The 26,361-nt window shown below is 48.2% G+C and carries 19 protein-coding genes; 9 read left to right on the top strand and 10 right to left on the bottom strand.

The window, feature by feature from the left end; translation table 11 throughout:
* The first annotated feature begins 4 nt into the window (after positions 1-4).
* Entirely contained in the window at positions 5-1,480 is a 1,476-nt protein-coding gene (locus SYNPCCP_RS07440) for a DUF3084 domain-containing protein (protein WP_010872635.1), read from the top strand.
* Between the two features lie 71 nt (positions 1,481-1,551).
* On the opposite strand, the gene SYNPCCP_RS07435 is transcribed toward SYNPCCP_RS07440, so the two are convergent.
* Positions 1,552-2,148 carry a late competence development ComFB family protein gene (locus tag SYNPCCP_RS07435; RefSeq protein ID WP_010872634.1) on the bottom strand — a complete coding sequence of 199 codons (597 nt, stop codon included), beginning with the start codon at positions 2,146-2,148 and terminating at the stop codon, positions 1,552-1,554.
* A 210-nt stretch (positions 2,149-2,358) separates the two neighbouring features.
* Between SYNPCCP_RS07435 and proS the strand changes: the two genes are divergently transcribed.
* From proS to SYNPCCP_RS07420, 3 genes are all read left to right on the top strand, one after another.
* Complete coding sequence (gene proS, locus SYNPCCP_RS07430; RefSeq protein ID WP_010872633.1) at positions 2,359-4,170, top strand: proline--tRNA ligase; 1,812 nt, start codon at positions 2,359-2,361, stop codon at positions 4,168-4,170.
* A 128-nt stretch (positions 4,171-4,298) separates the two neighbouring features.
* On the top strand, positions 4,299-4,766 hold the full coding sequence (locus SYNPCCP_RS07425; RefSeq protein WP_020861748.1) for a hypothetical protein: 468 nt from the start codon (positions 4,299-4,301) through the stop codon (positions 4,764-4,766).
* Positions 4,767-4,879: 113 nt separating this feature from the next.
* On the top strand, positions 4,880-6,130 hold the full coding sequence (locus SYNPCCP_RS07420; RefSeq protein ID WP_010872631.1) for an HhoA/HhoB/HtrA family serine endopeptidase: 1,251 nt from the start codon (positions 4,880-4,882) through the stop codon (positions 6,128-6,130).
* A 50-nt stretch (positions 6,131-6,180) separates the two neighbouring features.
* Here the strand turns inward: SYNPCCP_RS07420 and SYNPCCP_RS07415 are convergent, their stop codons facing one another.
* Positions 6,181-7,173, bottom strand: a complete 993-nt coding sequence (locus tag SYNPCCP_RS07415; protein ID WP_010872630.1) for an aldo/keto reductase — start codon at positions 7,171-7,173, stop codon at positions 6,181-6,183.
* A 395-nt stretch (positions 7,174-7,568) separates the two neighbouring features.
* Between SYNPCCP_RS07415 and SYNPCCP_RS07410 the strand changes: the two genes are divergently transcribed.
* The 4 genes from SYNPCCP_RS07410 to apt all read left to right on the top strand — a co-directional run bounded on the left by SYNPCCP_RS07410 (position 7,569) and on the right by apt (position 10,654).
* Positions 7,569-8,447 (top strand): bile acid:sodium symporter family protein, encoded by an 879-nt coding sequence (locus SYNPCCP_RS07410; protein WP_010872629.1) that lies wholly within the window; start codon positions 7,569-7,571, stop codon positions 8,445-8,447.
* A 151-nt stretch (positions 8,448-8,598) separates the two neighbouring features.
* Positions 8,599-8,793, top strand: a complete 195-nt coding sequence (locus SYNPCCP_RS07405) for a helix-turn-helix domain-containing protein (RefSeq protein WP_199303631.1) — start codon at positions 8,599-8,601, stop codon at positions 8,791-8,793.
* A gap of 47 nt (positions 8,794-8,840) precedes the next feature.
* Positions 8,841-9,755 carry a restriction endonuclease gene (locus tag SYNPCCP_RS07400; RefSeq protein WP_010872627.1) on the top strand — a complete coding sequence of 305 codons (915 nt, stop codon included), beginning with the start codon at positions 8,841-8,843 and terminating at the stop codon, positions 9,753-9,755.
* 380 nt (positions 9,756-10,135) lie between these two features.
* Complete coding sequence (apt, locus tag SYNPCCP_RS07395; RefSeq protein WP_010872626.1) at positions 10,136-10,654, top strand: adenine phosphoribosyltransferase; 519 nt, start codon at positions 10,136-10,138, stop codon at positions 10,652-10,654.
* A 172-nt stretch (positions 10,655-10,826) separates the two neighbouring features.
* On the opposite strand, the gene SYNPCCP_RS07390 is transcribed toward apt, so the two are convergent.
* Positions 10,827-12,614 carry a GldG family protein gene (locus tag SYNPCCP_RS07390; RefSeq protein ID WP_010872625.1) on the bottom strand — a complete coding sequence of 596 codons (1,788 nt, stop codon included), beginning with the start codon at positions 12,612-12,614 and terminating at the stop codon, positions 10,827-10,829.
* A gap of 172 nt (positions 12,615-12,786) precedes the next feature.
* Here SYNPCCP_RS07390 and plsY point away from each other — a divergent pair, with 172 nt between their 5' ends.
* Entirely contained in the window at positions 12,787-13,455 is a 669-nt protein-coding gene (gene plsY / locus SYNPCCP_RS07385) for a glycerol-3-phosphate 1-O-acyltransferase PlsY (RefSeq protein WP_010872624.1), read from the top strand.
* A 222-nt stretch (positions 13,456-13,677) separates the two neighbouring features.
* Here plsY and SYNPCCP_RS07380 read toward each other — a convergent pair whose 3' ends face one another.
* The 7 genes from SYNPCCP_RS07380 to SYNPCCP_RS07350 form a co-directional block, all read right to left on the bottom strand.
* Entirely contained in the window at positions 13,678-16,530 is a 2,853-nt protein-coding gene (locus SYNPCCP_RS07380) for a response regulator (protein ID WP_010872623.1), read from the bottom strand.
* 233 nt (positions 16,531-16,763) lie between these two features.
* Positions 16,764-17,648, bottom strand: a complete 885-nt coding sequence (locus SYNPCCP_RS07375; RefSeq protein WP_010872622.1) for a lysophospholipid acyltransferase family protein — start codon at positions 17,646-17,648, stop codon at positions 16,764-16,766.
* A 7-nt stretch (positions 17,649-17,655) separates the two neighbouring features.
* Complete coding sequence (gene ftsY, locus SYNPCCP_RS07370) at positions 17,656-19,170, bottom strand: signal recognition particle-docking protein FtsY (protein WP_010872621.1); 1,515 nt, start codon at positions 19,168-19,170, stop codon at positions 17,656-17,658.
* 189 nt (positions 19,171-19,359) lie between these two features.
* Positions 19,360-19,791, bottom strand: a complete 432-nt coding sequence (locus tag SYNPCCP_RS07365) for a cupin domain-containing protein (RefSeq protein ID WP_010872620.1) — start codon at positions 19,789-19,791, stop codon at positions 19,360-19,362.
* Positions 19,792-19,955: 164 nt separating this feature from the next.
* Positions 19,956-21,062, bottom strand: a complete 1,107-nt coding sequence (locus tag SYNPCCP_RS07360; RefSeq protein ID WP_010872619.1) for a two-component system response regulator — start codon at positions 21,060-21,062, stop codon at positions 19,956-19,958.
* 226 nt (positions 21,063-21,288) lie between these two features.
* Positions 21,289-22,389, bottom strand: a complete 1,101-nt coding sequence (locus SYNPCCP_RS07355) for a hybrid sensor histidine kinase/response regulator (RefSeq protein ID WP_010872618.1) — start codon at positions 22,387-22,389, stop codon at positions 21,289-21,291.
* A gap of 89 nt (positions 22,390-22,478) precedes the next feature.
* A complete protein-coding gene (locus SYNPCCP_RS07350; RefSeq protein WP_010872617.1) occupies positions 22,479-26,264 on the bottom strand; it encodes a response regulator in 3,786 nt (1,261 codons plus the stop codon).
* Between the last annotated feature and the right edge of the window lie 97 nt (positions 26,265-26,361).

Raw genomic sequence — 26,361 nt, 5'->3', positions numbered from 1 at the left:
CTCTATGACCAGTGCCTATATTCTGGTTCTTTCTGTCCTAGTTTTGGGCGGAATCATTGCTGCGCTGGGGGATCATTTGGGCAGTAAGGTGGGCAAAGCTCGCCTACGTCTGTTTAAACTGCGACCCCGACAGACGGCGGTATTGTTGACGGTGATTACTGGCACTCTGATTTCCGCTTCCACCCTGGGGATTTTGTTTACTTTTAGTAAATCCTTACGAGAGGGGGTGTTTCAACTAGATGATATTTTGGCGCAGTTGCGGGTGGCCAAAACAGAATTGGAACAGGCTAGCCAAGCGAAAGAAGAAATTGAATCGGAACTTACGGCTGTACGCGAAGAGCAACAATTGGTGCAGGAGCGCAGTCGGGAGCTGAATCGAAACTATACCAAAGCTTTGCAGTTATTGCGCCGGGTATCGGAACAATCCCGTAATTTGCGCCAGGAGGTGGCTAACCTTTCAGCGGAAAGGGCTCAATTGAACGAACAAAAGGACTCACTATTAGCGGAATCTTCAGAACTTCAGAGTCAGGTAAAACTGAGGGATCAAGAATTATCCAAGCGTCAGGAACGCATTGCCCAACAGGAAAAAGTCCTTGCCCGTCAGCGGGAACAGGTGCAATCTTTGGAGAAAAGGTTTGCTTCTTTGGAGGCCCAGCGCCAACAGTTACAAGCTGAAATTAATCAACGGGACACCAAAATTGATCAACTCGACCAGGCGATCGCCGCTAAAGATAATGACATCCAGGCCCGGGAAGAAAAGTTACAGGGGCTAGAAACAGAACTAAGTTTCCTGCAGAGGGAAGTGGAAGAACTCGAACGCTATTATCAAGATTACCAAGAGCTGCGGGGGCAACAAATTGCCATTCTGCGGGGTCAGTTATTGGCCTTTGGTGGTCTAAGGGTGGTAAGTAGCGAAGCTGTCACTGGTGCCGTGGATCAATTGTTGCGCCAGGCTAATCGCACTGCTCTACAACTGGTTAAAACCCCCAATATGCCCGTGCCCGATGAACCCATTGTCCGGGTGACCACCGCCCAGGTGGATAGTATTACAAGCCAACTCCAACCAGGCCAGGAATATGTTATTCGGGTGCTATCAGCGGGGAATTATGTGCAGGAAGAAAGGGAAATTCGGGTCTTTTTTGACGTGGTGCCCAACCGCCAAGTTTTTCGAGAAGCGGAAACCATTGCCACCATTTCCCTCGAATCCTCCGACTTTAGCGAAGTTGATGTCCAAAAACGGATTGATTATCTCCTGGCTGCCGCCCAATTCCGTGCCCGTCGGGAAGGTATTTTGGGCCCGATACAAGTGGAGGATGGGCGCATTAAAACTTTGATTGATTTTATCGAACAACTGCGCCGTCAGGCCGATAATCCCCCCAATGAAGTCCGGGCGATCGCCGCTGAGGATACATCGGTGGTCGGACCGTTAAAGATCAGAATTATTGCTTTGCGGGGCAATCAAATTATGTTTGAGAATTAATTTTGTCGGTCATCTTTGGAAATATACCCAGAGTAAATCCTGGCCAAGGCTCCATAAATCCAATTAACCAATTACCAAAGGGTATTTTTGGGGTCAATCTGGCGGTTATCCATGGCCGGAGTTCTAATGGGGGGCGGGGGCGGCAAAGGCATCGATCGCCGTTCATTAATGGCGGGAGGAGTAGGGGATTGGACAGCGGTCAATTTCAAAAAGGCTTGCCTTAGTAAAGGTAAACAATTGTCCCAGGTAACTTCTTTGTTAACTGGTTCCAACAAGTTGTAGCGTTTGAGCAATTCCTGAATTTGTCCCAGGGTATTTTCTGCTCCCCGATAATTCACCTCAATTTCCGAAACGATGGGTTCAGAGCTTCGTAAAGGGTCCCTCTCCACTGCGGCGATCGCCCGACGAACGGCGGAAGTCAACTCACTGCGATACTGGCGGGCCGCCACCCGACGTTGTTCTTCCACTCCCTTCACACTGGAGGCATAGAGGGGCGGTAAACGATTGAGGGCGTAGGTTGCCACCTCGGTTAAATTGAGATAATTTCTCAAGTTTTTGGGGTAAAAACGCAGTTGTTTATCAATCTCTTCATAGACCAACGTTTCCATCACATTGACATGAACGCCGGCATTGACGGGGGCTGAGGACTCGGAGGCGAGAAAATCCATGGCAGAGAGCTGGGGAAAGTGATAACTAGACGAGAAAAATTATCATAGGGGAGCGGGAGCAAAATACTGGGGAAAATACAGAGCAAATACATCCCCGGATTCAAGTGGCACTCCGATTTTAGCTGAATTAAGGGATTCTCGGCGCAGTCATTCAACACAATTTAACTGGTGTGGGATAATGGGTCAGTGCGTCATTTACCTAGGCTCATTATGCGACTGTCCCAGATGCTCTTTGTCACCCTCAGAGACGATCCAGCGGATGCGGAAATCCCCAGTCATAAACTTCTGGTGCGGGCCGGTTTTATCCGTCGTTTGGGCAGTGGTCTATACGCCTACTTACCTCTGATATGGCGGGTGCTAGAAAAAGTGAAGCGCATTGTCCAGGAAGAAATGAATCGCACCGGGGCCCAGGAGTGCCTATTGCCCCAGCTACAGCCGTCGGAATTGTGGAAAATGTCAGGACGGTGGGATACCTACACAGAGTCCGAAGGAATTATGTTTGCCCTCCGGGATCGACTAGAACGGGAACTTGGTTTGGGCCCCACCCATGAAGAAGTAATCACGGCGATCGCCAAGGAAATGATCCGTTCCTATCGTCAATTGCCGGTGAATTTATACCAAATTCAGACCAAATTCCGGGATGAAATTCGTCCCCGTTTTGGGCTTATGCGGGGGCGGGAGTTCATTATGAAAGATGCCTATTCTTTCCACAGTGACGAAGCTAGTTTAAAGGCAACCTACGGGGCCATGGACCAGGCCTACAGAAATATTTTTAGCCGCTGTGGTCTAGATTTCCGGCCGGTGGATGCGGATTCCGGGGCGATCGGTGGTTCCGGTTCCCAGGAGTTTATGGTGCTGGCCGATGCCGGGGAAGATGAAATTCTCTACACCGAAGATGGTTTATATTCCGCCAATGTGGAAAAAGCAGTGTCCCTTGCCCCCGATGCTAAACCTTCCCCTTTTAGTGGTTATAAAAAACAGTCAGCCCCCAATACCGCCACGATCGCCAAGATGTGCCAATGCTTAGACTGTGATGCCAGCAATGTGGTGAAAAACGTTTTATATCAAGCGGTGTACAATTCCGGCAAAGCGGTTTTAGTGTTGGTAAGTATCCGGGGTGATCAAGAAGTTAATGAAGTTAAATTAACCAACGAGTTGACCAAACTAGCTCCCCATTATGAAAGCACTAATATTTTAAGTTTGACTGTTCCCGATGAAAAAGAACAGCAAAAATGGGCGGCAAAACCGTTACCTTTGGGTTATATTTCCCCCGGCATTAGTGATGATTACATTGCCACAAATAAACAAGTAGCAGACAAATTTCTCCGGCTGGTAGATCAAACCGCGGTGGATTTGACCAACTTTGCCACCGGCGCTGATGCAGTTGATTACCATGTTACTGGAGCCAACTGGAGCACCGACTTTACCCTGCCTAAATTGGTGGTGGATGTGCGTAAAGCTCTGGCTGGTGATCGCCCGGTCCATGACCCCACAGGGGAACTGAAAACTGCCCGGGGTATCGAAGTGGGGCATATTTTCCAATTGGGCACCAAATATTCCCAAGCCATGGGAGCTACCTTCACCAACGAACAGGGGGAAGAAAAACCTTTGGTGATGGGCTGTTACGGCATTGGCGTGTCCCGCTTAGCCCAGGCCGCCGTTGAGCAGAGTTACGATAAAGACGGCATTATTTGGCCCACGGCGATCGCCCCCTACGAAGTAGTCATTGTGGTACCCAATGTGGGGGACGAAGAACAAATGCAGGTGGCCGAGCAAATTTACACAGAATTCCAGGCCGCCGAGGTAGATGTGCTGCTGGATGACCGCAACGAACGGGCCGGGGTCAAATTTAAAGACTCTGAACTTATTGGCATTCCTTATCGGGTTGTCACCGGCAAATCCCTCAAACAAGGACAGCTAGAAGTGGTCAAGCGGGCCGATAAAAGTGTGCAAAATCTGGCGATCGCCGCCGTTGTCCCCACCTTAACTGCCTGGATCAAAGCAGAGAAAAAGACTAGTTAAAACTACTTAGTCCTAGGGCCAGTCCAGTTGCAGAAATAGCACCCTTTTGCCCCAGCTTTTTAGGGAAAAATGCTATGGTCAATGTGTCTTGAATATCTTGAATCACTTTTTCCAGAGGGTAAGTTGTGATGAAATCTTTACTGCGGGGAATTGCCCTATCCGTGTCGGTGTTGATGGCCACAGGGGGCTATGGATTAACCACTTCAGCCCAGGTAGCTCCAGGGGATGACATACCCACCGTGCAAGAGGCTTTGGATACCCCCGATGTAGATGACATCACCGACCAACCCGACCAGTTGATCACTTGGATATGTAAAAACGGTAGTAAAAGTGTTGCTGTAGAAGTTAAGGAGCTGAAAGGTTGGCAGGAAACCGTTAACCCAGACCAGACTTGGGCATGCGAACAAAATATTCCCTCCGTTGATCCAGGGGATGCCACTTTTTCTTGTGAAACTAACGCCACCATGGGCTTAATCACTGTCTTTTGGCTAGAAGGGGAAGGCGGTAAAGCAGAGATGACAAGCTGGATGAATAACTTAGCTAATAATCAAAATATGGTCTGCACCCACGGCCAGAGTAATCCCTTTTGGGAATAGAGTTTTGCGCTGCCATTTAGCTGGGTTGAAGGGGAAAGAGTTTTCGTCCTTTGGCGACAATTTCCCCAGCTCCAGTTTGTTAAAGTTAAAACACTGACTATTAACAATTCTCCATGGCAATCCATCTGAAGGCATCACATTTAGGCGTGGCCGTGCTTTTACTCCTTTTCGGTGGGGCGATCGGTGCCGCTGGGGGGGGTTATCTTTTGTCTTCAGGCCAAAACCATTCCTCCCCCGACTCCCCTGTCAACACCAGTCCCCAAAGTCTGACTCCTGCCCCGGTGGAGAGCAATTACCGCAGTGCCCTCCCCCTAACTCTGCCTCGCTCTGCCCAGGATGATCAGGAGCTAAATTTCATCGCCCGGGCTGTGCAAAAAATTGGCCCCGCAGTGGTCAGAATTGATTCGGAAAGGACTGCTGTTTCCCAGGGCGGCCCCATGGGAGACCAACCCTTTTTCCGTCGCTTTTTTGGTGAGGAAATGCCCCCTAACCCCGACCCAAGGGAACAGGGCACTGGCTCGGGTTTTATTTTGAGTTCTGACGGCGAAGTTTTAACCAATGCCCATGTGGTGGAAGGGGCCAGCACAGTTAAGGTCACCCTTAAAGATGGCTCCGTCCTCGAAGGTAAGGTGATGGGAATTGATACGATGACCGATGTGGCCGTAGTGAAAGTTGAAGCGGAAAATTTGCCTGTGGTGGAAATTGGCCAATCCGATCGCCTGCAGCCTGGAGAATGGGCCATCGCTATTGGTAATCCTTTGGGTTTAGATAACACCGTTACCGTTGGCATTATCAGTGCCCTGGGCCGCTCTAGTTCCGAGGTGGGGGTGCCAGATAAACGGGTGCGCTTTATCCAAACCGATGCCGCCATCAATCCAGGCAATTCCGGTGGCCCCCTGCTCAATGCCAAAGGGGAAGTGATTGGAGTCAACACAGCCATCCGAGCCGATGCCCAGGGATTGGGATTTGCCATTCCTATTCAAACGGCCCAAAATGTAGCGGAAAATCTGTTTACCAAGGGCAAAATGGAGCATCCCTACCTTGGCATCCACATGGTTACCCTGACCCCGGAAATGACTAAACAATTGCGGACTAGTGGGGAGTTACCGGCAGGGGTGACAGCGGACACAGGGGTTTTAATTATTCAAGTCAGTCCAGGTTCCCCGGCGGCCCAGGCAGGGTTGGCCCCAGGGGACATCATTCTCGAAGTGGGGGGCATGGGGGTTAAAACCGCCACTGACGTTCAAGAACGGGTGGAAGTGAGTCAAATTGGGGAACCTTTGGCGATCGCCGTTAAGCGTGGACAAAAACCACAAATGATGGCAGTGCGACCAGGGCCCTTTCCCGAAGATTTGGGTCAATAAAGTCTAGCGCTTTGATTAGTATTTATAAACCCAGTTAATCCTTTGGCAAACTAACGACTTTGGAAAATGTTTTGCACCATGGTTTGGGGTAAGGCCGCTGCCTGATTGTTCAACTCGTCCATCTCCCCCCGATCCAGTTGCCAACCCAGCGCTCCCAGATTGTCCTGTACCTGTTGGCAGTTTTTTGCCCCTGGAATGGGCATAGTCCCCTGGCATATACACCAGTTCAAGGCTACCTGGGCCATGGTTTTTTCCCGCTCCCTGGCGATCGCCTGGAGAGTATCCAAAAGAGGCTGAATTTTGGGTAATAGTCGCCGGAACAATAGGCCACGGATACCTGGAGGAAAAGGTCCTTGGGGACCATATTTACCGGTCAACAGCCCCAGGGTCAGGGGACTATAGGCAATTAATTTGATGCCCAATTGCTCACAGAGTTCCTTCAAGCCTAATTTGCTGACGGGATCGGTGGAAAGCAAGGAATATTGCACCTGCAGACTGACAATGCTAACTCCCTCATTCTGACAAAAGTCATAGGCCTTTTGCAGACGCTTGGGACCGAAGTTGGATAAACCTAAAGCCTTAGCGTGGCCCCGTTGGCAAAGTTGGACTAAACCCTTGAGCAAAGGTTGTTCTTGCCAGGGAGCATAGTTGGCCGTGGACCAATGGAGTTGGACGAGATCAATTGGTCGCTGTAGTCGTTGCTGGGAAGCCATGCCGGCCCCAACCATAGCTTGGGGAGTGAGTCGCCACGGGTAGGGAGCTAATTTGGTGGCCAGGCAAATTTTGTCTTGATTTAGTCCTTCATAGGCTTGGGAAAATTGCCCCAACAGTTTTTCACTTTGTCCTTGGAGTCGGCCGGTGCCATAGGAATCTCCAGTGTCAAAAAAAGTTATTCCCGCCGCCACACATTCCCTAAACACCCGTTCCAGTTCTCCATTCATAGCAGGCTGGTAACCCCAGAGCAATTTGTTACCCCAAGCCCAGGTGCCACAACCCATGGCCGGCCAAATAATTAGGGAAGTATCTGTGGTGCTAATTGTCATAGGCCATAGCTAGTTGGTTACAAAGTTTGACGGGGCTGAATTTTACCAAATTGCTGGGAAATTTACTCCATAAAACACCTGTTGGGACGTTACTCCCTGCAAGTTAAGTCTTTTCAATACATTTGCCGTTTTCATCTGACTCTAGTCTAGGACCAATCCTAACCAGATGTGCATAAACTTAGATACGTCTTAAAATATGTCTAATTTTGGGTGGCCATTTTCAGGTAGACAAAACAAATGCTCTTTCGCAATTTAGCAAAATTATGATACACTCACTTTGTTTATTTGCAAAGAATTTACCCCGCATTTTACAATTTTAAAGAGTTTTTGATTTTATTTCAAATATCATTCAACACTTCCATTTCAAATCAAATTAATTTTTATCATTTGCTCCCATGGAGTCCAATTTTTTAACAACTATTTTCTTGCCCTTGGCTCTTTTTTTGATTATGTTTGGCATGGGGCTTGGGCTTACCATTAAAGACTTTAATCGCATTTGGCTAGAACCCAAAGCCGTTGCAATTGGTTTAATCGCCCAATTAGTTATGTTGCCCATGGTGGGATTCGGGCTATCATCTTTGTTTTCTTTGTCCCCAGAGTTAGCAGTGGGGTTAATGATTTTGGCCGCCTGTCCCGGTGGCTCCACTTCCAATGTAATTACCTATTTGCTCAAAGGCAACGTGGCCCTTTCCATTACCCTAACTGCCATCAGTAGTTTGGTCACGATCATCACCATTCCCCTGGTGGTTAATCTGGCGGCAAATTATTTTATGGGGGAACAATTTGCTCTCCAACTTCCTTTTCTCAAAACCGTTTTACAAATTGCCGTAATTACCATTATTCCGGTTAGCTTAGGTATGATTTTTTACCATTTCTTGCCTAAAATTGCCATGGTAATGGAGAAAAATGTTAAATGGCTTTCCCTATTTTTTCTTGGTATTATTATCGTTGCTATTCTAGTCAAAGAGCGGGAAAACTTGGCAGACTTTTTCCTCCAAGTGGGGGGAGTAACTGTAACGCTCAATCTTCTCACTATGGGGCTGGGTTATGGCATTGCTATCTTGGCGGGGCTAGGGCTTGCTGAAAGAAAATCTATCACCATTGAAGTGGGTATCCAAAACGGCACTTTGGCGATCGCCATTGCCACAACTCTTTTAAATGCTCCTATTATGGCCATTCCTGCTGCAATTTATTCCGTTGTTATGTTCTTGACCAGTGGCATTTTTGCTGGTTTACTGAAAGCCAAAATATTTAGGGGGCTCAAATCTACATAAAAACTTTTCCGTAACAAACCCATGGTCAAAGCTTTTATGCAAAAAATATTCTGGCCGTTAAGTTTGGCACTGTAACTTACTAGCAAACTACCAGAAGTTGGGAAGATTGACGATTACCTTGCTTGGTGGTGTGGGGCAGTTTGAAAGAGAGATGATGCTAGAGCGTCAGCGTGAAGGGGTAGCTAAGGCTGAAGAGAAGTATGAGGCTAGAAAACCTATCAGTGACGGTGTACCGGAACAGGTTGTAACTCTTGTACGTCATGGTAGGTCTAAAGCTTATGTAGCAAGGGAGTTGGGGATTAGTCAGGCTAGTGTGTATAGAATAATTAACTTATGTAGCGCTTAGCTCTCCTTAATTTCATAATAAATTTATACGTTTAGAGGAAATGGTAAATGATATTAGTTCTTCCTTGGTTAATAGGTGCTGGTGCTACTGCTACATTTGTTTGGGGATTTAATAAAATTAAAAATGCTTGGGATGAAGAAGATAAAAAAAAGGAAGAAGAAAAAAGGAAAAAAAGGGAAGCTAGAAATACTGAAGCTAAAGCAATATGGGATGCTGTTGAAAGATACGGAGAAATGTTAGTTTTTGAAAAAGAGAGAATAAGCCAGGAATGGAATCAAGTCAGCAAAAATATTTTGAGTGAAGACAGAAAAAATACAAAAAATTTAGAAGAAGATATAGAACATATAGAAAAATATATTGAGCAATCAAAAACTATTTATTCTGTTTGGGAAACAGTAGATAGCCAATCAAGATTAATAGAAGATCATTATTATGACACAAGAATTTGTAAAGAAATGAAAGAGGAAAATAATGAAAAAAGAAATAAAATGAAAAAATGGGAAGAATCGTCCAATTATATTAATTCTCATATCATATTTTTATATGATACTTTAGACTTAAAAAAAGAATGCAAAGAACAGCAAAAACTTATTGAGTCCGGTATGGATAGTATTGATAAAATGGATGGAGTTGATTTTGAAAAAGTATTACTAACGCATTTTACTAGGATGGGCTACAGGGGATCTTTGACTCAACAAACTCAAGATTTTGGTGCTGATCTAATTTTGATGAAAGATCGTAAAAAATATGTTATTCAGGCAAAGAGAAGTGCCAGTGCTGTTAGTGTAAAAGCTATTCAAGAAATTCTTGGTGCTAAGGGATATTATGATGCTGATATTGCTATTGTTGTAACTAATAATAGTTATACCGAAAATGCTAAAGAGTTAGCATACAGAAATAAAGTGGAGCTTTGGGATAGAGATAAACTAATTGAATTTATATTAGAATCACGAAAAATATGAATTTAATTTAGTTATTGTAACTACGGCGTTTTTGGTTAGACTATGGCAAAACCTAAACCGTTTAATACTTCACCCCATAGTGTTTTTACTTATGGTGCTAGAGAATTTACTTAAGATAGCACTATTTCCGTAGAACAAACCCTTACAGCCTATTGCAAGTGTAAGGGCATCAGTAAATGGAGGGGAAATAACTTCATTAAGGGTGGTTGAGATAAACACGTTTACTGATATCTAGCAACGTCACAGCATAATGCTTGTAGAGAATTCCCCTGTACCCCACCGCTCACCTATCCGTAGAGTTGGGAATTTATCGCTAATCATCAGTTAAAGGTACACTGTAGCCTGAACCTGTTGCCGTAACGACCTTAAACCATCGCATTATGGATTTAAAAGCTTTAATTCGGGATATACCGGACTTCCCCAAGCCAGGCATTATGTTTAGGGATATAACCACCCTGCTCAATAGTCCGGAGGGACTGCGCTACACCATCGACTCCCTGGTGGAACAATGTGAAAGCCAGGAACTTGTGCCGGACCATGTGGTGGGCATGGAATCCCGGGGGTTTTTATTTGGCATGCCCCTTGCCTATCAAATGAATGCCGGTTTTATCCCTGTACGAAAACCAGGCAAATTACCAGCCCCAGTCCACCGAGTTGAGTATGATTTAGAGTACGGTAAAGACTCTTTAGAAATCCATCAGGATGCGGTAGCTCCCCACCATCGGGTGTTAATTGTGGACGACTTAATCGCTACGGGGGGAACCGCCAAGGCCACTGCTGAATTGTTAACTAAGCTTGGCTGTGAGGTGTTAGGTTTTGCTTTTATCATTGAGCTTGCGGCCCTCAATGGCCGTCAATGTTTACCGGATTTACCAATTATTTCCCTGGTGGAATATTAAGGGCTCCCATGGTGTTCAAAACCTTGTATTCAAGAGGTTTTAAGGACCTATTGGCATCATTTGTTCACCAGAATTGACCCATTAAAGATTGGGCAATATCGGGAGAATTTAATCCGATTCTTCTCCAAACTTGGGGTTCCGGGGGTACTTTTTAAAAAAATTCTAATTACCCTTACCTTTGTCGCCACCAGGTAAACACCGCTAGCCCTAGGCCGATTAGGGGGACAATCACCCAGGTTAACCACCCTAAAACCGTAGCTCGTCGCACTCCTAGATTAATACGGCGATCGGTGGGGTCTTTGGCCCGCACATTAAGGGGTTGGTCAACGTTTTCTGCTAACCATTGCACACTGTTGAGAAAAATATCACCGTTGACAGCTTCGTTAAACCACGCATTGGTGGCAAAGGCAGCACTACCCACCACCACCATCTTGGCAGGGGGAAGCTCTGGGTCGCCATTTTGTTGAGCTGTTTGGGCCTGATCATTGCCACTGTCTTCGTTTTCACCGGCCGGTGATTCTTCCCGATCGCCAGCTTGATTGCTGTCATTTTCTGGCATTGCCTCTGGTTGATTGGTGCCATTGCCGGTGGGACTAGGACTGGGGGAAACTGGGGGACTAGGGGAGGGGTTAATTTCTTCGGGTTCAGTATTATTGCCTGTCTCCATTTCCTTGGCTGAACTGACTTCTTTCCCTTCCCTGGTCAAAGCCACAGCCACATCAAAGGGGCCCAACAAGTCCGTTTCCGGGTTTGGTTGCAGGTCTTCACTGATTAGTTGGGTGGCATACATCAAATCCGAAGCTTCCACTAGGGTGGTGGCTTGAATATGGGGTTGTTCCTTGGTGGCCACGGGGCGTACTAGGGGAAAAATGGCGATCGCCCCTTGGAGTTTCTGGGTGATGGGATGGTTGCCGTAACGATTGAAAATGGGCACGGTGGGGTCAAGGCCAAACACACCACCAGCTCCGGAAAGATCGATTACCAGTCTGGGATCAAAACTTACGCCCCAAGGCTCCAGAAGGTCTTCCAAGCCGGCATCAGCTTCCGGGGATACCATCACTAATAGGTTACCCCCTTGGTCGGTGTACTGTTTTAAAGTAGCAATTTCCGGCGCTAAAAACTTGCGGGTCGGCCCGGCAATGACCACTGCATCGGCATCTTCTGGAATACCTCCATCGGTAACCACGTTGAGGGGTTGGACTGTCACACCAAGATTTTCGAGGGCGGTCACTGCGGTGGAGATCCCCCTTGGTTCGTTATTGAGGGGCAATTCCCCATGGCCCTGGACGAGGTAAACCTGTGGTATTTCCTGGCGTTGGGCTTTGGCAATGGCATTGGTGAGTTGAATTTCAGAAAGGTCTTCCCGTTGCTGGAAGCTGAGTAGATTTTGAACTAATTGTTTCTTGTCGCCATACTCGATGAATACATCTCCCTTATTTTGCACATTAAAGTCCTGTACCAATTTAGGGCGGCGATCGGGGTGCACAAATTCAAAACTAAATTGATCACTGAAACGTTGGTAATTTTGCAGTAGCCTCCGATCTTTTTCACTAGGGGCATCGTCGAAAATCCAGACTTTGAGGGGTTGTTCCAGCTCTGCCACTAAGCTCTGACTTTGGGGGGCGAGGGTAAACCGTTGATTTTCGGTCAAATCCCAGGCGACAGGATAACGAAAAGCAATGTAGTTAATGAGGGTTAAAATCGCCAACACCGCTAGGGTGGAGGCAATCACGTTAGCGCTAGATTGGGTCGATCGCCGGCCGAGAAAACCTTGGGATCTTTGCCAAAGCCAGGTCCACCAGAGGAAGAAAAAAATCACTGCTATGGCCATCAAACCTAGATATAACTTACTCATTACCCCGGTTACCCCTAGGGCAATGCCCCCCGCCAAGCCAAAGGCGATCGCCGGTAAGAAGGCATATTTCCCGTAAGTCCGAAATAGAGCAGTAAGCCGAGCCATAGGTGATGTGATGCGAAATCCTCTGTATCGTATCTTACCGAAACGGGCTGGCCATACATGGAGCGATAGTTCTAGCTGGCTTAACCAAAATTTTTAAACTGGGTGACATTGGGCACGGATCAGCAAATAATTGGTGTTAGCCCTGCCATGCTGATTATTGTCCCCTGCCGCCATGACCACCGCTCTTTTACTCTGCCTGTGTCTGCTCTTGATTACCTATTTGATGGGGTCTATCCCCACTGGTTACCTAGCAGGCAAACTGTTATTGGGCATTGATATTCGGGAGCATGGTTCCAAATCCACCGGCGCCACCAATGTGTTTCGCACCCTGGGGAAACCGGCGGCGATCGCCGTTTTAGCCATTGATATCAGTAAGGGGGTAATGGCTGTGGCCTTGGTGCGGGCCATTTACAGCGGAGATTGGTTGCCGGCCTTACCAGCGGCCTGGCAAAACTGGTTAACTTTGGGGGTGGCCATTGCGGTGGTGCTGGGTCACAGCAAATCCATTTTTCTCAAGTTTTCCGGTGGGAAATCCGTTGCCACCAGCCTGGGGGTGTTATTTATGCTCAACATCTGGTTGGCCCTGGGCACTTTAGCCACCTTTTTGACCGTAATTTTCTTCACCCGCATTGTTTCCCTGAGTTCCATTGTGGCGGCGATCGCCGTTAATGGCATTGCCCTAGCTCTCCAATTGCCCCCGCCCTATCTTGCCTTTACCTTTCTTGCAGGGATGTATGTGATTGTTCGTCACCGGACCAATATTGAACGCATATTACAGGGTACAGAGCCCAAGTTAGGGGAAAAAGTCTCTTCAGTACCGGACAGAAAAGGGGTTGCCTAGCCATGGCCGGATTCCCTCGCTTTAGCGAAATCGGATTAGTTTAACCTGAGTTCAAAAAGAAAGAAATGGTGAAAAAGGCTGAGGATGACCCAAGCAAGCCCTCCTTAGGCATTCCACAGTATGAACTCAGTACCCTCCCACTGCCCACTTTTTAGGTCTCGAACGCCCATTTCAGAGCATTTTTAATGCAGACAGCACAGGTTCTAGCGCGGCTTGAACGGCCTAGAGATGGCGGTCAATCATCTCCGGTGACTCATGTTCACGGCAACTATCTTCCAACTGCTGAGCTGTATGGTGCACATTTTCTATTCCCAGCAGTGCCGCTGCACCCTTGATGCTGTGGGCATAGCGAGTTGCCGCTGTGGGGTCGTCGCTGGCTTGCTCTGTTCTAAATTGATCTGCAAAGTTGGAGTAGCGATCGCCGAATTTAACCAAAAGCCGGTGGTAAAGCTCCACATTTTCGATATATTGCATGCCAATCTGTTGATTAATGCCCGTCATGGAGGAAAATGACAAATCTGCTTTTAGATTGCTGCTTGGATTTTTTTTCTCCCTGGCAGAATTGGGCGGAATCCAATGGGCTAGGGTTTGGAAAAGTAGATCAGGCTTAATTGGCTTGGTTAAATGGTCATTCATGCCTGCATCTAGGGCTTTTTCCTGATCGCCGGCCATAGCATTGGCGGTCATGGCAATAATGGGCAGATTGCGGTGATATTCCTGTTGCCGGATGGCCCGGGTGGCATCATAACCATTGAGCATCGGCATTTGAATGTCCATTAAAATGGCATCGTAGGTATTACTGGTCAACAAAGTTAAAGCTTCTTGGCCGTTATTGGCCACTTGTACCCGCAACCCTTTAGAAGTCAGTAGATCATGGGCAAATTCCCGGTTAATCTCATTGTCTTCCACCAGTAAAATGCTGGCCCCCTCCAGTTGGGTGATCGCCTGGGTTACCGATGGTTTCGCCTCCAGAATGGAGACCCGACTAACCAGATAATCTTGGGCCACCGCTGGGGAAGCTGTTCCCAAACAAACCGTGAAATGAAAGGTGCTTCCTTGGCCCACCACGCTCTCCAGCCAAATATCTCCTCCCATCAACTCCGTTAGGGATTTACTGATGGCTAAACCCAAACCCGTGCCCCCGTACTGGCGGGAGGTGGAGGTTTCCCCCTGGTTAAACCATTGAAACAGTTTGCTTTGTTGGTCGGGGGTCAAACCAATGCCCGTATCTGTGACCGAAAATTGTAGTTTGGTTTGCTCGTTTTCGGTTTTTAACAACTGGCCCCGAATGGTAATTTCGCCTTGGTTGGTGAATTTGACTGCATTATTGCCCAGGTTGATCAAAATCTGGCTGAGACGGAGGCGATCGCCAACTAAAATCGGGGGAATTCTAGGATCAAGATGAAAGTTAAGGGTTAAACCTTTGGCTTCCGCTTGGATGCCTAAAATACTGTGGAGATTACCCATCACTTCTTCCACGGAAAAAGGCTTTTGCTCAAGCTCTAATTTGCCCGCTTCCATTTTGGAAAAATCTAAAATATTGTTGATAATTCCCAACAATAACTCCCCCGCATACTGGACTTTTTGGAGATAGTTCCGTTGTTGACTGGTCAAATCCGTTTGCAAAACCAACTCGCTCATGCCAATGATGGCGTTCATGGGGGTGCGGATTTCATGGCTCATATTGGCGAGAAACTCACTTTTGGCTTTGGTGGCCCCCTCCGCCACCAGCTTTGCTTCCAATAAGCTTTCTTGACTGTTTTCTAGCTCTTGAGTTCGCTCCTGAATCCGTTGCTCTAATTTTTCATTGAGGTGTTCTAGGGAAATTTGTGCTTCCTGTAACTCCGTAACATCTTGGATAGTTCCCCTCGATAAAAGGGGCAGATTATTTTTATCAAAAACGGTATTACATTGCTCCTGAACATACTTAATCCGACCATCAGGCATTAGGAGGCGATGGACAATATCGTAGGGTTGATATTTTTGCAGATGGCACTGATAGGCTTCATCAACCAACTCTCGATCGCCGGGATGAATGAGATTGAGAAAGGCTTCATAGGTTCCAGCAAAATCCTGGGGGGCAATCTCAAACAGATTGAACACTTCCGGCGACCAAAAAAGCACGTTGGTGGCATAGTCCAGTTCCCAGTTACCAATTTTGGCGATCGCCTGGGCCAGGCGGTAACGGTTTTCACTTTCCGTTAATTTTTTGACTAGGCGACGGGAACGGGCAATGCGCCAGATTTCATTAGAAATTAATTGCACGGTTTCCACATCCTGGTCAGTGTAAAAAACGTCCTTATTACCAACCCCGGTGAGCATCACCACTTTGCCATCGTCGATAACAGGGACGCTGATCAACCGGGCTAAATAGGCATGGCCCTCCGGCAAACCTTTTTTCCCTTGGTGGGTGGCGTAATCATTGATCAACACCGGGCGACGGAGTCTCAACGCATCGGCCCAAATGCCTGCTTCTTCCACGGGATAATGGCTAGCGGCTACAACACGACAATAGTTGGCCAAGGTGGCCCGGGACCAAGCCACCAATTCAATGGTCTGTTCGTCATCATTGACAAAATGAATAAAGGCGATCTTACTTTTCGTCAGTTCCTCTGCAAACTCCTGACCCCGTTGTAAAAATTCCACTTCACTCAGGCGATCGGCGTACTGGGGTAATTCCAACAAAACATCGGACCGCCGTGCTTGAAAAGCTAATTGCGCCTTGGTTTGCCGATCTTTTTTGAGCAAATAAGTCAGCCATAATACCCCGATAAACGCCAGTCCGAACCCCACCAATCCTAGATGTGGACTTATTCTTTCGATCATTGGCTTTATCTGCTCCACCTTGGCCTCGGTGGGAACCGTTTCAACCTGGGCAAAACTTTCCCCCCGAACAATTCCTGTCCCCCTACCTTCAACGCAATCGGTGCATTTTGACTCCTCTATGGCCACCGCTTGTTCCGTATCCCTCAACTGGCTGGCAGATAACTCCATGGAAGTGAGTAAGGCCACTAACACCCAGAATCTGGCCGTACTACGCAACGGAGAAAATGTGTTGAGGAAAAAAGACTTCATTCTGGGGGAGACAGATGATTGCTAATGTCCCGGCTGATATAGACCAGACTAGTTTGATTTTAATTTATTCCAACAAACATCAGCGGATTTTTGCGCCCATCCGCACAATGATATTTTCCAGCAAAACTATAGATTCACCGCTATAGATGAAGTCGACATTTACCTATTACTCTGCTTCAAATATTTTTATCAAGCCAGTTACGACAAAAGTGTTTTTACGGGCCAAACCCTGTTCAGAGAAAATTTAATTGAGGCAAAATATTGGCAGTTTCAGCCAGTTGATCTAGCTCCCGTTGCATCTCCGTTTTCACCAGTTGATAACACTGCTCGACATAATCCTTATCTTTGGCGGCGTCGTTGCCGTAACGCTCAAAGTAGATCGGTGGACAGATGCGAGTGTGCATAGTCAACGGTAAAGGCACATGGGGCAGGGGGCCTAACGCTAGACCCCAGGGCAAACCCAGATAAATGGGAAAAACCACCGGGTCCACGTCCAATAGCCAAGGCATACCAAGGTCATGGAGATATTTAACTTGGTCGTAGCAATCCCCCATAACCAACAGAGTTTCGTGGGAACCGACGGCGATCGCCGGGACGATGGGTACCCCTTGCCGCAGGGCCAATTTAATAAAACCTTTACGACCGGCAAAATAAATTTCATGTCGTTGGCTAAAGGGACGAAATACATCCTGGGCTCCACCGGGGTAAACCAACACACTGGCCCCGGATTGCAGAGCGGCGATCGCCATTTTGGGATGAGCTTGGACTGCCCCCACCTTAACGGCCAACTCTGCCAGGGGACGGCTCATTTTCCAAACCGTGGGATGCATTAAACCGTACACAGGGCGATGTAAACCCTGGCAACGAAACCAGTCGTAAATCATCATCACCATATCCGGTGAAGAAAGGCCGCCATTATGGGAACCCACCAGCAATACCTGTCCCGGCGGTAAATTTTCCCAGCCACTAGTCTGCACCCGGAAATAGTATTTGTAAAACCATTCCCAAAAAGGCATTAACCGTTTGATGGTTTCCGGATCCCGCCCCCCCAAAGACCAACCGTCCAGGGCAGGATTACACTCAAACAACGGCGATCGATCACTGGTCGCTCTTAGCACAAAAATATTAACCGTTTAGTAGGGCTTCAACAAATTCATAGCTGGAAAAGGGACGCAAATCCTCAATGCCTTCCCCTGCACCGATAAAACGAATGGGCAGATTCAACTGCTGGGCCACCGCCAGGGCCACCCCTCCCTTAGCGCTGCCATCCAATTTGGTCAGCACCACTCCGCTCAATTTGGCGGCCTCGGCAAATACTTCCGCTTGGCGTAAACCGTTTTGCCCCAGGGTGGCATCCAATACTAGTAAAGATTCCACCGTGGCGTTGGGGGCTTTTTTGTCGATAATGCGCCGGATTTTGGCTAGCTCGTCCATCAAATTTTTCTTATTTTGTAACCTTCCCGCCGTATCCACCAACAGCAAATTAACGTTACGGGACTGGGCTGCACTAATGCCGTCATAGACCACCGCCGCCGGGTCAGTATTTTGCCCAGGGTTAGCAATGACGGGAACGCCACTCCTTTCCCCCCAAACTTTCACCTGTTCCACCGCCGCCGCCCGAAAAGTATCCGCCGCCGCAATCACACAGTCATAACCGGATTGTTTGGCCATAAAGGCCAACTTACCGATGGTGGTGGTTTTGCCGGCTCCATTAACCCCCGTCAATAACCAGACATTCAGCCCTTCCGCTTCCGGGGCAAATTCAGCACTGGGCAGGGATAACAAAGGGCGATCGAGGATGGAACGCAAAATTTCTTTGAGGAATTCAATGGCCTGTTCCGGGGGCAATGCTTCCTCTCGCAATTTGTCCTGAAGGGTGGTAATGATGTAATCGGTGGCTTCAACGCCCACATCGGCCTGGAGCAGAATCGCTTCAATCTCCTCTACCGCCGCCTCGTTGAGGGGCCCCTGGCCCACGATGGATTTAAGTTGGTTGACTAGGTTAACCCTGGTTTTACTCAGTCCCTGCCGCAGTTTCCTCAGCCAATCAATTTCTTCCGCCGACACATCCGCTGCCGATCGCCCTTGGGCCGCTAGGACCTTGGCTGACCACATGAAGTCATCGTCCATGGCCATGGATTCAGCAGTTAGGGTGCCCGCCACTGTGGCTTCTTCCACCGCCGTTTCTTTTAAGGCTTCTAGGCGATCGGACTTTTGTAACCAAGCGGGGCCGGTTGTTATTTCGGTTTCAGGAGAAGGGAGATCTGCCTCTGTAGCTGTTGCTTGGTCAGATTCGGGGGCAACAACTATTTCTTCTGCGGTTTCTTCTATTCCTGCTTCAACCGTGATCGCTGCGGCAGACTCTGGCGGGCTAACAGTTTCCGCTTTACGGGCCTGAATATTTTGGTACGCCGCTTTCGCCCATTGGAGATAATCGTCCGGGTTGGCAGTGTCTGAGCTTGGTTCCTCGGGGGGGGGAGCAGCTAATTCCGTTGTTTGAGAATCTTCCTCGCTGGGGGATTCGGTTTCTGCCTGGATTACCTCCGGTGCCAATTCAGGACTAACCTCCGCCCCTTCCGGGGGAGCAGACTCGGGGGCAGTGTTATCTTTACCAAACTGACGACGGAACCAATTAAACATACGTTTGCGAAAAATACGAAGCCGGCCAAAATTCTAGGCGATCGCCCTGGGATGGAAATCCCACTGTTTTCAAATGACCATTGTGCCTAGTTTATCGGTTTTTCCCACACCGGGGAGGCAGGGGCTAAAAACCAGGGCAATTTTTCCTTTTGCCACCTAGGGATGAGCGCTTCAGTTTTCTTAGGCAGTTTAATTGGGCTGATCCTTAACGGTTACGGGCAAATCCTTCGCTCCGGCATAAAACACCAAAATTTTCACAGGGCCCTCCCCCACGTTGCGGCCATTGTGTACTGTATTCACCACTTCAGCGATGGCGTCCCCGGTTTTGATGAGCTTTTTCTGCCCATTTAGGAGGGTGACCTCCAATTCCCCTTCCAGCAAAATGCCAAAGGAGGGCACTGGATGGGAATGCCAACCCGTTTCGGCACCGGGGGCAATTTCGATCATCATGCCAGTGATTTCTGCTTGGCCTTCTGGGTAAGCCAGAGGTTGACCATCCCAACTAGTTTCGGTTTTGAGGATGGTTTCTACCTTAATTGCTTCCGCTGGCTCGAAAGCAAAAACCGTGGGTTGGCAAGCAAGAACTGTGGCTAGGGCAAAGAAGCTGGAGATAAATTTCATGGTGCTCAGGGTCTAATGTTGCTAGTCTTAACCAATTCTGCGCCATAAATCTTAATTTCAGCCCGTTAACCCCAAACTTTTCCCTTGGCTAGGCTTTTTGCCGGAATATTACGGCGATCGCCATACAGTCACAAAACCTGTACTTCTTTAATACGCCATGGCCATTACCCCTTATCGGCGAACTCAGCGGCGATCGTTTTAAAAGTGGGATGAATAGCCATAAACGCATCAACCACATCGGGATCAAAGTGTTGGCCGTAGCCGGCTTCGATAATGGCCACCGCCTCTTCGTGGGGCATCGCTTCTTTATAAACCCGACTACTAATTAAAGCGTCATAAACATCGGCGATCGCCATCAAACGGGCCGCAATGGGAATATCATCCCCCGATAGCCCTTGGGGATAACCGGTTCCATCCCATTTTTCCTGGTGAGAATAGGCAATTTCCTTGGCTAGTTGCAAAAAATCCACCTTCATTCCCAAACTTTTTTCCGCTTGGACAATGGCATCCCGCCCCAAAGTGGTGTGGGTTTTCATAATTTCAAATTCTTCTGCTGTTAAGGGACCGGGCTTAAGCAGAATGTGGTCCGGCACTCCCACTTTGCCAATGTCATGGAGGGGAGCCGATTTATAGAGCAAATTGATGGTGTGATCGGTTAAAAATTTCTGGAAGCGGGGATGGTTTTTTAATTGCTCAGCCAAAGCCCGGACATAATTTTGGGTACGGCGGATATGATTACCCGTTTCATGATCCCTAGTTTCCGCCAGGGAAGCCATCACCTGAATAGTTACATCCTGAATCGCCATCATCTCCTGGGTACGTCTGGCCACTTCCTGCTCTAGGAAAGCATTTTTATCAAGCAAAAAATCCGCCGCCGCTTTGATCGTCAACTGGGTATTAACCCTGGCCATCAGAATTGGTGGACTAACGGGCTTAGTAATATAATCCACTGCCCCTAGTGCCAGCCCTTTGCGTTCATCCTCAATTTCTGACTTGGCCGTGAGAAAAATTACGGGAATCCTCTGGGTGGCCGGATTTGCTTTTAAATGGGCACAAACTTCATAGCCATCTATGCCCGGCATCATAATGTCCAGCAGAATTAAATCCGGTGGGGGTAAAGTTTGGGCAACCTTGAGGGCTTTTTCCCCGTTATTGGCAATTTTGACCCGGTAGTAATCTTTCAATAATCCACTCATCAAAGCTAGATTATCCGGGGTGTCATCCACAACCAAAATGGTGGCTTTTGAGTTGGGATCGGGGGGAGTGTTCATTTTCAATAGTCAAAGATAAATAATGAGTATGTATAGCTAATTCAATCAAAAATAGGGCAACATAAACGGCTAAAGTACTTTTAATACAAGCTTGATAGAAGTCGCTATCGCTACTGTCTGAATTTTATTTCCACCAGCCATAAATTGTGATACGGTCTTTTTTACTTTTTAGATACATGTTCAGCGGAATTTAAATAGGGTAAACCCGCTTGTTGCCCTGCCCAAATCACTGACGAAGTTCAATTCTAAAAATTGAACCCTTGGGATAATTATCCACAACACTTATTGTGCTTCCATGGGCTTCGACAATAACTTTGCAAAAGGCTAAGCCCAGTCCAATTTGGGCAACCCCTTCTAGCATGGGGCCAATTTCGTATTTGCCAAAAATCCGTTCCCGCAGTTTTAGGTCTATGCCTGGCCCTTGGTCGGCAATGGCCACCACTGCGACGGCATCATCTGGATAGGCCACTGAAACTATGACTTCACTCTGGGAGGGGGAAAACTTAATGGCATTGCTAATCAGATTTTCGATGGCTCGACGGAACAGTTGGGCATCTACATTAACTGGACGATGGGGAGCGGGGGGATATTGGGTGATGAGGTTAATCTGTTTCTGGGCAATACTTTCCCTTAGGGTAGCAATGGCAATTTCACACAGGGCACAAAGTTCGGTGGATTGATAGTTCAATGTCAGAGCATGGGATTCCAGTTGGGCTTTAAGCAACAGGTCTTCCACCAGATTTTGTAGTTGTTGGGTGCTTGTTTGAATGGACTTGAGCTTTTTTTGTTGACGATCTAGGGGCAAGTCAGGCTTGTTCAATAACAGCTCGGTGGCCAGGCTAATGCTGGAGAGGGGATTGCGGAGGTCATGGACAATCATGTTCACCATGTCTTCCCGAAATTTGAGCAGGCGGGTGAGGCGATCGTAGGCGGCTTTGAGATTGAGATGGGTGCGTACCCTGGCCAGGAGAATGGGGGGACTGATGGGTTTGGTGATGTAGTCCACTGCGCCGAGGGAAAAACCATGTTGTTCGTCTGCTACGTCGGTTTTGGCGGTGAGGAAAATAACTGGAATATTCTTAGTTTGGGTATCAGCTTTGAGCTTGGTGCAAACTTCGTAGCCGTCTATTTCCGGCATCATAATATCCAACAAGATTAAGTCCGGTGGCGGCATAGATGCGGCGATCGCCAAGGCCTGTTCCCCTTTGCTGGCAATTTTGATGCGGTAATGATCCTTGAGCAAACCACTGAGCATGGTCAAAGTATCGGGGGAGTCATCCACAATCAGCACGGTTGCTTTGTTGCCCTTGGTTGTTGCTGTATCCATGGGTGATGGCGAGAGAAAAAGTTAGTGGCCTAAGCCGCTGGGGCTTAAAAGGGGTGACTGGGTTTAGTGTAATCCGTTTTTCTGATCCCCTAGGGTTGGGAAAATTGGCGGGCGGTGGTGAGGGCGGCGAGGGCGGCTTCAAAGTCGAAATTATTGATGCCAGCGGCGATCGCCGAGTAATGGTCTGGAAATGCTTGGCGTAAAAGATCCCCATGGTTTTGGAGGAGGTCGGCGGCTTCTGCATCATCTTCCCCCAAAAGTTGGGCTAAATGGTCACAAATTTCTTCTAATTGGCCCTGGTCTAAGGTTATGGCCACAGTTGCGGGTTCCGGCGGTAGATTACTGGTCAATTGGGCAATTAGATTATCCAGGCGATCGCCTAGGTTGGTAAGTAAATTTTCAACCTCTGGCTGGGGCCACTGCTCTTTAATCGCTTTTTCCAACTCCGCCGCTTCCTGTTGTAGCTCCTGGGCCCCAATGTTCCCGGCAACTCCTTTCAAGGTATGGGCCAACCGTTCGGCGAAGCCATAGTCTTTTTCCCCTAAAGCCTGAGTAATTTCCGGCAGAAAAGAACTTTGACTGGCCACAAACTTATGGAGCATTTTCAGATACAAACTTTTTTTGCCCAAAACCCGCCGCAAACCATCATCGCTGTTCAGTCCAGGGATATGGGGAATGGATATTTCTGGATCGCTAGTATTGATGGCCGATTCTTCTATCGTTTCTGGGGCTAGGGGGGAGTCCACCGGAATCCAGTGGAGTAGCTTATTCCACAATTCTTCTGGTTCAATGGGTTTGCCTAAATGGTCATTCATGCCTGCTTGCAAACACCGTTCCCGATCGCCCTGCATCACATTGGCCGTCATGGCCACAATGGGTAACTGAGCGTAACGGGGATTCTGACGAATGGCGATCGTTGCCTCGATGCCATCCATTTCCGGCATTTGCATATCCATTAAAACCAAGGCGTAAGCATTATTGTTCAGTCTTTCCAGAGCAATTAAACCATTGGCCGCCACATCGACGTTGAAACCCACATCCCGTAATAATTCCGCCGCCACTTCCTGGTTAATTTCATTGTCCTCCACCAACAAAATGCGGGCCCCGCGAATACGCCGTAATTTTTCCAAGGCCAAGTCTTCCGCCCCAATGCCCGAAGATTGTCGCATTTCCTGGGCCAGGGCCGTGGGATCCCCCAGCACCCTCGCCAAACTGTCGAATAAAACAGAGGGACTAATGGGCTTGACCAAAACATCATCAATGCCGAGGCTTTTGGCTTTAACAAACAATTCTTCCCGACCGTAGGCAGTGACAATAAAAATCGACGGCTGATGGTTTAACCCCATGGCTTTCAAACGACGGGCTACTTCCAAGCCATCCATATTGGGCATTTGCCAATCAATGAAAACAATGCTGTGGGGATGGTTCTCCCGATCAGCTTCTGCTAAAAAATTAAGGGCTTCCGGCCCGCTCTCCACCGTTTCTACCACAAACTTCATCTGCTCCAACAAATCTTTCATCACCAGGCGGGCATGGTCGTTATCGTCCACCACCAGCACCCGTTTACCTTCCAGATCTTTGCTCAAAACCAATCGGTGGGGTATGACATTACTTTTCTGCAAACAGACCTTGGCCCAGAAAGTACTGCCTTGGCCGTATTCGCTTTCAACCCCCACTTCTCCCCCCATCAGTTCCGCAATGCGTTTGCAGATGGCCAAACCCAACCCTGTGCCGCCAAAATTCCGGGTAGTGGAGGAATCCGCCTGTTGAAAACTGTTAAAGAGATTGGCAATGTGCTCTGGTTTAATGCCAATGCCCGTATCTTTCACCGCTAGGTACAGCACCACGTCCTGGTCACGGTATTCCTGGAGCCTGACCACAATGGTAATATCCCCCTGCTCGGTGAATTTGACTGCATTATTGGCATAGTTAATCAGAATTTGCCCCAGACGGAGGGGATCGCCGATGAAGTGGCGGGGTAGGTTACGGTCAATGTCAAACAGCAGTTCTAAACCCTTATTGGTGGCCTTTTCACTGATCAAAGTGGCAACGTTATCCAGCACCTTATCCAGGTCAAAATCAATGCTTTCCATGGGCAATTTGCCCGCTTCAATTTTAGAAAAATCGAGAATATCGTTAATTACCCCCAGCAGATGCTGACCAGAAAACCGAATTTTATGCAAATATTCCCGTTGACGGGGGGTCAGGTCAGTTTTCAAAGCCAGATGGGTCATGCCGATGACCGCATTCATGGGGGTACGGATTTCGTGGCTCATATTGGCCAAAAAATCAGCTTTGATGCGGCTGGCTTCCTCCGCCAGTTCCTTGGCCCGTTTCATTTCTGCTTCGGCGGCCTTAATGGGGGTAATATCTGCTAACCAGCCTAAGATGCCCTTTTGCCCCTCGTAGTCCGTGGCTAAAAAGGTAGCCAAAATGTCCCGGATTTCACCTCTGGGATTATACATTTTGTACACCCGGCTTTGACTGCGGCCAAACTGGGTCAGTTCTTCTAACATTTGCTGGCGATCGCCTAGGTCCACATAGATCTTTTGGGGCGAATCCCCTACTTTTAAATCCACCAGTTCACCGATGTGGGGATTGGCAAATTGGGTAATGCCATTGACGGTAATGGCCACCCCGACGGGGGCGGAATCGAGCACTGACTGCAGATGTTCCCGTTGCCGCAAAATTTGTTGCTGGGCTTCTTGACGGGCGGAAATATCCCGCACAGAGGCAAAAATATTCATTTCCCTTTGGCTCAGGGAAGGCAAGCTGGTCAAACTAACTTCAATGGGAAACTCCGAGCCATCGTAACGGGTGCCGAGGATTTCAAATTCTTCTTGATCTAGGGGGCAGGTGGGGCCCACGTCCTCCCCTTCCTGAAGCAGATGGAGGGATTGTTGCAACAGTTCTGCCAGGCCCAGTAGGGCAATGGATTGGCCAATCAGTTCTGTTTGGGAATAGCCAAACAACTTTTCTATGGAAGTATTGGCCAAAATGATATTTCCCTGGGCATCCAGCACCATAATGCCTTCCGGAGCATACTCGATAATTTGCCGATACCAAGATTCCGTCGCCACTAGGATTTTCTGCTGTTGATTTTGGATGCTGATTTCCCGCAAAACAAACAGCATTACCCCGCCAGTCAAAAGGGTGATGGAAATGGTGACGGCGATCGCCACTTCCTGAATATCAATACCTTGGATAAAAAATTCTCCCCAGGGGCGGCAGATAAAGTGGGTGGCCGTCATGGCGGTGTAGTGCATACCCGACGTGGACAGACCCATCACCAGGGCGGAACTCCCCAAAGCTGGCCCATGGGTCGTGTGGAAAATTTTGGCGGAATGGAAGCGGAATAATAGGGCCACAAAGGCCAACATGACCGCAATGACCAGGGAGAGGACAAATAGGGGCAGTTCGTAGTAAATATTGCCGTGTAACTCCAGAGCCGCCATGCCGCTATAGTGCATAGTGCCAATGCCCAAACCAAACCAGATAGCCCCCACCATGAGGTTTTTCGCCGTCGGGGCCTGGAAACTCAAAAAGTTCAGAGCGTAAATGCTAGCGGCGATCGCCGGTATAACAGAAATAAACGTGATCAAGGGATCGTAGCTGATGGGGCAGGGCAACTCAAACCCCAGCATGCCAATGAAGTGCATGGCCCAAATACCTAACCCCATAACAGTCCCACTGAGGGCTAAGGCAATTTTCCGTGACCAACGCCCCGGCAACGATAGGGCGGAACTGGCCATCAAGAAAGCCATATAGGCCGTAAAAATGGCGATCGCCACAGAGAGCAGAACTAATTTAGGGTCATAGGAACCCTGATAATTAAGCTGGTCAGCGTTGAGGGGACTAACAGGTTGCCAAAACATAGGTTGCCCATAGATATGACTATGCTAATCCACCTAGTCTTATTCCTGCCCCAATAATGACGAACAGCGTCGCCGAAAACGTTAAACTTTTTTAGAC

The organism is Synechocystis sp. PCC 6803 substr. PCC-P, assembly GCF_000284455.1.
Classification (GTDB): domain Bacteria; phylum Cyanobacteriota; class Cyanobacteriia; order Cyanobacteriales; family Microcystaceae; genus Synechocystis.
This window is presented reverse-complemented; position numbering and strand designations above follow the sequence as displayed.

What these genes read in the sequence shown, in the direction of transcription:
- SYNPCCP_RS07440 (WP_010872635.1), top strand. Translation starts at nt 5, where the DNA reads ATGACCAGTGCCTATATTCTGGTTCTTTCTGTCCTAGTTTTGGGCGGA.
- SYNPCCP_RS07435 (WP_010872634.1), bottom strand. Translation starts at nt 2,148, where the DNA reads ATGGATTTTCTCGCCTCCGAGTCCTCAGCCCCCGTCAATGCCGGCGTT.
- proS (WP_010872633.1), top strand. Translation starts at nt 2,359, where the DNA reads ATGCGACTGTCCCAGATGCTCTTTGTCACCCTCAGAGACGATCCAGCG.
- SYNPCCP_RS07425 (WP_020861748.1), top strand. Translation starts at nt 4,299, where the DNA reads ATGAAATCTTTACTGCGGGGAATTGCCCTATCCGTGTCGGTGTTGATG.
- SYNPCCP_RS07420 (WP_010872631.1), top strand. Translation starts at nt 4,880, where the DNA reads ATGGCAATCCATCTGAAGGCATCACATTTAGGCGTGGCCGTGCTTTTA.
- SYNPCCP_RS07415 (WP_010872630.1), bottom strand. Translation starts at nt 7,173, where the DNA reads ATGACAATTAGCACCACAGATACTTCCCTAATTATTTGGCCGGCCATG.
- SYNPCCP_RS07410 (WP_010872629.1), top strand. Translation starts at nt 7,569, where the DNA reads ATGGAGTCCAATTTTTTAACAACTATTTTCTTGCCCTTGGCTCTTTTT.
- SYNPCCP_RS07405 (WP_199303631.1), top strand. Translation starts at nt 8,599, where the DNA reads ATGATGCTAGAGCGTCAGCGTGAAGGGGTAGCTAAGGCTGAAGAGAAG.
- SYNPCCP_RS07400 (WP_010872627.1), top strand. Translation starts at nt 8,841, where the DNA reads ATGATATTAGTTCTTCCTTGGTTAATAGGTGCTGGTGCTACTGCTACA.
- apt (WP_010872626.1), top strand. Translation starts at nt 10,136, where the DNA reads ATGGATTTAAAAGCTTTAATTCGGGATATACCGGACTTCCCCAAGCCA.
- SYNPCCP_RS07390 (WP_010872625.1), bottom strand. Translation starts at nt 12,614, where the DNA reads ATGGCTCGGCTTACTGCTCTATTTCGGACTTACGGGAAATATGCCTTC.
- plsY (WP_010872624.1), top strand. Translation starts at nt 12,787, where the DNA reads ATGACCACCGCTCTTTTACTCTGCCTGTGTCTGCTCTTGATTACCTAT.
- SYNPCCP_RS07380 (WP_010872623.1), bottom strand. Translation starts at nt 16,530, where the DNA reads ATGAAGTCTTTTTTCCTCAACACATTTTCTCCGTTGCGTAGTACGGCC.
- ftsY (WP_010872621.1), bottom strand. Translation starts at nt 19,170, where the DNA reads ATGTTTAATTGGTTCCGTCGTCAGTTTGGTAAAGATAACACTGCCCCC.
- SYNPCCP_RS07365 (WP_010872620.1), bottom strand. Translation starts at nt 19,791, where the DNA reads ATGAAATTTATCTCCAGCTTCTTTGCCCTAGCCACAGTTCTTGCTTGC.
- SYNPCCP_RS07360 (WP_010872619.1), bottom strand. Translation starts at nt 21,062, where the DNA reads ATGAACACTCCCCCCGATCCCAACTCAAAAGCCACCATTTTGGTTGTG.
- SYNPCCP_RS07355 (WP_010872618.1), bottom strand. Translation starts at nt 22,389, where the DNA reads ATGGATACAGCAACAACCAAGGGCAACAAAGCAACCGTGCTGATTGTG.
- SYNPCCP_RS07350 (WP_010872617.1), bottom strand. Translation starts at nt 26,264, where the DNA reads ATGTTTTGGCAACCTGTTAGTCCCCTCAACGCTGACCAGCTTAATTAT.